Origin of the sequence: Roseburia sp. OF03-24, from assembly GCF_003463035.1 — a bacterium.
In the GTDB taxonomy this organism is placed as follows: Bacteria; Bacillota; Clostridia; order Lachnospirales; family Lachnospiraceae; genus Roseburia; species Roseburia rectibacter.
Genome location: NZ_QSCK01000062.1, coordinates 1 through 5540 on the forward strand (window position 1 = coordinate 1; position 5540 = coordinate 5540).

The 5540-nt window shown below is 42.9% G+C and carries 5 protein-coding genes; all 5 read left to right on the forward strand.

Annotated elements, in window-relative coordinates:
- Positions 1-789, forward strand: a 789-nt coding sequence (locus DXA60_RS18190; RefSeq protein ID WP_147345413.1) for a replication initiation factor domain-containing protein, incomplete at its 5' end; no start/stop codon positions are given.
- Between the two features lie 158 nt (positions 790-947).
- Positions 948-1196: a hypothetical protein gene (locus DXA60_RS18195; RefSeq protein ID WP_117922665.1), complete on the forward strand. Its 249-nt coding sequence runs from the start codon at positions 948-950 to the stop codon at positions 1194-1196.
- A 60-nt stretch (positions 1197-1256) separates the two neighbouring features.
- Positions 1257-1688 carry a conjugal transfer protein gene (locus DXA60_RS18200; RefSeq protein WP_015521892.1) on the forward strand — a complete coding sequence of 144 codons (432 nt, stop codon included), beginning with the start codon at positions 1257-1259 and terminating at the stop codon, positions 1686-1688.
- Entirely contained in the window at positions 1675-4131 is a 2457-nt protein-coding gene (locus tag DXA60_RS18205) for an ATP-binding protein (protein WP_117922664.1), read from the forward strand. The genes DXA60_RS18200 and DXA60_RS18205 overlap by 14 nt, the downstream gene beginning before the upstream one ends.
- A partial coding sequence (locus tag DXA60_RS18210) for a CD3337/EF1877 family mobilome membrane protein (protein WP_442969716.1) occupies positions 4128-5540 on the forward strand: 1413 nt, incomplete at its 3' end. The genes DXA60_RS18205 and DXA60_RS18210, both read left to right, overlap by 4 nt.

Below are 5540 nucleotides of genomic sequence, written 5' to 3' on the forward strand. Positions count from 1 at the left end.
GATTTCTTCCGGACGGCAAGAGAAATGGGGGCGGTGTTTAAACGGATTGATATTGCGATCAACGACCGTGCCGGGATTTTAAATATCCCGGAACTTGCAGAAAAATGCCGTCGGGATGAATGCATCACGATTTTTCACAGTTTTAAGGATTACCAGTCCGGGGAGCTGATAAGGAACCGGGAAGAAGATGCGGCAAACATGGGAAATACATTGTACCTGGGATCTTTAAAAAGTGAAATTTACTTCTGTATTTATGAAAAGGACTATGAACAGTATGTAAAAAACGGCACGCCGCTGGATGAGGCGGAAACGAAAAACCGTTTTGAAATACGGTTAAAAGATGAGCGTGCGGAGGTGGCGGTGGATGATCTTTTGGAGATGGAAGATGTAGCCTGTACTGCCTATTCTATCATCAATCATTATGTAAGGTTTGTAGATGCAGATCCGGAGCAGGAGCGCAGAAACTGGCCGCTAAATGAGCGCTGGGTGTGGTTTTTAAACGGACAATACCGGAGCGTTAAGCTGACGACAAAACCGGAAGAGTACACACTTGACCGGACACTCCTCTGGCTTACAAGACAGGTCGCACCGTCCCTTAAAATGGTACAGAAGCTGGATGATCTCAGAGGCACGCGCCTGGCGAAGGATATGATCGAGGAAGCCAATCTGTCCCCGCATCATAAAAAAATCTTAAAACAACAGCAGGCGGCACTGGACGATGTTGTCACAGCAAGGCAGAAAGGAAGAAAATGGATTGATGATCTTAAGCAGGAATACATGGAATCCTGAAATTGCGGCGTCGCAATTTTTAAAGCGCAAAGCTGGATGTGTTATGGAACATGCGCCATAAAGAAGAAATAAAAAGAAAAAAGAAAAAATGTAACAGTAAACAGACGGCAGAAGCTGTCTTTTTTTATGCGCAAAATGCGCGGAAAGGAAAGAGAAAGATGAATTTTGGACAGGGAATTTATACGTGGCTCATGACGAATATACAGCCTCTGGTTTTAGGAGGGATTATTATCGTTGGTCTTGTGCTTTTATTTAAACACAAGATTGCGGAGCTGATTGTTTTTGCAATTATCGCGGTCATAGCGGTTGGTTTTGTCTTTAATCCCTCTGGGACAAAAGACACGATGTTAAAGATCTATAATGGCACGATCATCGAGGGCGGTGCTCCAGATGATGGAGGGGAATGATCCCTGATAAAAAAATAAGGTGCGGGGCGGGATGCCCTGTGCCTTGGATAAATGAAAAGGATGAAGAAAACCGCCGGACAGGCAGAAAGGAAAGAAAGGGAAGAAATGAAACAGGTAAAGTCATATACAAGCATCTGGAATGTTGAAAAAGTGATACATGCGGTCGGGGATGTTAATCTGCCGTTTCCGGCGACGATAACACAGATCGGGTATTTTACCGGAACGGCAGTTGTATGTCTTATGATTCACAACCTGCCGCCATTTGTGTATATAAAAAGTTTCGTTGTATGGGCTGCGATATGCGTAGGAAATGCGTATCTGATGTCAAAAAAGAGCTTTGATGGCAAAAATCCGTACCGATTTTTATGCGCGGCGTTTAATTATCTGATACGCCCAAAAGAGACTTATGCAGGAAAACGTGTGGTGTATCGTAAAAAGACGGTAAATGAATATATTACCGCAGTGAGGAGGGATATATATGTTCCCGATTAAGTACATCGAAAACAATATGATCTTAAACCAGCAGGGAGAATGGTGGGCGTATTATGAACTGATCCCGTACAACTATGCTTTTTTATCTCCGGATGAAAAGATGGCAGTACATGAACGGTTCCGTCAGATCATGACGGTAAACAGGGAAGGCAAGATGCATGCGCTCTGCATTGCATCTGAAACATCCGTAAGGGACAGGCAGGAACGCTGCAAGAGACACTTAAAGGGGGATCTTAAAGAAACAGCAGAAAAAGTGATCGACATCCAGACAGAAGGGCTGATCACTTCTATGGGTGGAATAGAAAATGAAGTTACCTACCGTTTCTTTTTAGGTTTTAAGCTGATCAAGGGAGAAGAGGAAGTTAGTGTAAAGAAGGTCAAGGAAGATATTTTAGCCGTATTTACAGACTTTATAAACAGTGTCAACCATAACCTGATGGGTGATTTTGTCAGCATAAACAGTGCAGAGATCGAGCGGTATGCAAAACTGGAAGACTTTTTAAGACAGCGTGTAAAAGGGAAGTTTTCCTTAAAACGCCTGGAAAAGAAAGACATTGGCTACATTGTAGAGCATATCTATGGACAACAGAAAACGCCGTATTATAAATATGAGTATTCATTTCCAAAAGAAAAGCTGGAGAAAAAAACGTTAGTCCGCAAGTACGACATTCTCCGCCTGACGCGCTGTGTGCTGCAGGAGCATCAGAAACATATCCGGATGATAAGGGAAGAGGGGGAAAGCTATGTTGCATACCTGACAATCAATGCTTTAATCGGGGAACTGGAGTTTCCATCGTCGGAGATCTTTTATTATGAGCAGGAGCGTTTCCGTTTTCCGGTAGACGTCAGTATGAACGTTGAAATCATGCCGAACAGAAGCGCATTGACGACGGTCAGAAATAAGAAAAAGGAATTAAATGACTTAGATGAGCATGCGTATGAGGCTGGTGCCGATACGGATAATTCCGTGGTAGAGGCACTGGTGGATGTGGACGAGCTGGAAAAGGACTTAGGCAGAACAAAAGAATCCATGTACAAATTAAGCTACGTTGTCCGGATTGCTGCAGAAAGCGAAGAGGAGCTGGAACGTCGTATCGCGGAGGTCAGGGATTATTACGAGAATGATTTTAACATTAAACTGGTACGCCCGTTTGGCGATATGATCGGATTCCACGAAGAATTTATTCCGTCTGGATCAAGATATGAAAATGATTATATCCAGTATGTGAAAGCAGATTTCCTGGCGGGACTTGGATTCGGTGCAGCGCGCATCCTGGGTGATCCGGATGGAAGTTACATCGGGTATGACACGGAGACTGGAAATAATATCTACATAGACCCGTCTCTTGCCTGTCAGAACGTAGCCGGCAGTGTTACAAATGCCCTTGCTGTGGCATTTACCGGAACGCTTGGCGGTGGTAAATCAATGTTTGCAAATAACATCATTTACCAGGAAGTTTTACACGGTGCAAGGGCGCTGATCCTTGATCCGAAGTCGGAACGCGGGAAATGGAAAGAAATGCTTCCGGAACTTTCGGATGAAATTAACATTATCAACCTGACCAGTGATGAGGTCAATAAAGGAATGCTTGATCCGTATGTGATCATGCAGAATAAGAAAGATGCAGACAGCCTGGCGATGGATATCCTGACATTTTTGACTGGTGTCAGTATTAAAGATGGAAAACGTTTCCCGCTTTTACGTGATGCGGTAAAGGCAGTTACAAAAAGATCGGATAGCGGACTTTTATATGTGATCGATGAATTAAATGAGATGGAGGATGAAGAAGCGCATCTGCTTGCAAGCCACATAGCAGCGTTTACCGATTATGATTTTGCGGGATTGCTGTTTTCAGATGGAAAAGTGACGCGTAAGATCAGTGCAGATAAGGCTTTAAACATTTTGCAGGTGCAGGATCTGATGCTGCCGGATTCTGAAAAAAATGTGGAGGAATATACCAGTATCGAATATTTAAGTATTGCGGTTATGATCGCGATCGGAACTTTTGCATTGGATTTTATTTATTCAGACAGGAAAATTTATAAAATCGTTGCTTTAGATGAGGCATGGAGTCTCCTGCAGGTAGCACAGGGAGCAGCTTTATCGAATAAACTTGTACGTGCCGGACGTTCCATGCAGTCCGGTGTATTTTTTATCACGCAGAGTTCTTCCGATCTTCTGGACGAAAAAATCAAAAACAATATCGGTTTGAAGTTCGCTTTTCATTCCACAGATAAGACGGAGATCCGGAATACATTAAGATTCTTTGGGCTGGATCCGGATGATGAAGAAAACCAGAATGCGATCATGGCATTAGAAACTGGGGAATGTCTGATGCAGGACATTTACGGTCGTGTTGGAAAAGTACATACACAGATATTACTGCAGCATGTATTTGACGCATTTGATACCAGACCTCCAAGAAGGGAGGAAGTTTCATGAGAAAGAAATGGGGAATGAAAACAAAAAGACTGCAAAAGCTGCACAAACGGATCCTGTCAGCATTTCTTGTATGCATGCTTCTGACAGGATTATTTTTATCGGCTGCCAATATGGAGGTAGCTGCGGCTTCCGGACTGGTAGATGAAACGATCGATGCTGGAAATCTGTATAGTCAGTACCGGTGGGATAATTATCAGATCGATTTCTATGTGGACACTTCCTGGGACTGGCTTCCCTGGAATTGGATGGACAGGATAGATAATAAGATTTCATCCGTTTTTTATGGAATCAGTGACGGAATCTGGCTGATCAGTGTATTGCTGAGCAGCGGAACGGGATATATTGTGCAGCAGACGTATTCGCTTGATTTTATCGGTGATATGGCAGACGACATCGGAAAGAACATTCAGATCCTGGCGGGCATGAATACCGGATCGAAGAAATTCAATGCGGATGGTTTTTATACCTGGCTGTTACTGTTTATCGTATTGATCGTGGGCGGCTACATGGCATATGCCGGGCTGATCAAAAGAAAAACCACAGAGTCAGTCAGCGCAGCGGTAAATATGCTTGTGATCTTTCTTTTAACTGCCGCGTTTATTGCTTATGCGCCGCAGTACATTAAAAATATCAATGATTTTTCCGCGGATTTAAGCAATGGTGTCCTGGAGCTTGGGGCAAAACTTGTCATGCCGGGAAATGATGAGATGGGAGTAAAAGCAACAGACAAGATCCGGAATAACCTGTTTGCAATTCAGGTCTATAAACCATGGCTGCTTTTGCAGTTTGGTACGACGGATGAAACTGCAATCGAATCAGAGCGTATTGCAGCGGGAGTTGATGGAGATCGTATTAAATCAATTTTATCTGTCAGTCCTGTAACGAATTTCGGAGAAGACCGTCAGACTGCAGTAAAGACAGATATTGAAACTTATAAAAATGTAAATATGACTGTGACGAGTGTAATAGGCAGATTTGGGACGGTCCTTTTGGTATTTTTCCTGAATCTGATCATCAGTATTTTTGTGGTCATAATGTGTGGGCTGGTTATATTTACCCAGCTTTTGTTTATCATATTTGCGTTGTATCTGCCGCTGAATTTTATTTTATCCATGCTGCCGACTTATAACGGATTGTTGAAAAAGGCGGTGTTAAAACTGTTCAATACGATTTTAATGCGCGCAGGATTAACACTTCTCATTACGATTGCGTTTTCTCTATCTGCAATGATCTATTCCATGTCGGGCGATTATCCGTTTTTAATGGTTGCATTTTTACAGATCGTTGTTTTTGTTGGAACGTATTTAAAGATGGATGAAATTTTATCTATGGTTGCGTTAGGAGATGGCGGCAGCAATAAGCGTGGTCGTTTCTTAAAGAGCATGGGAAGATATATGGTTATGAGAAAA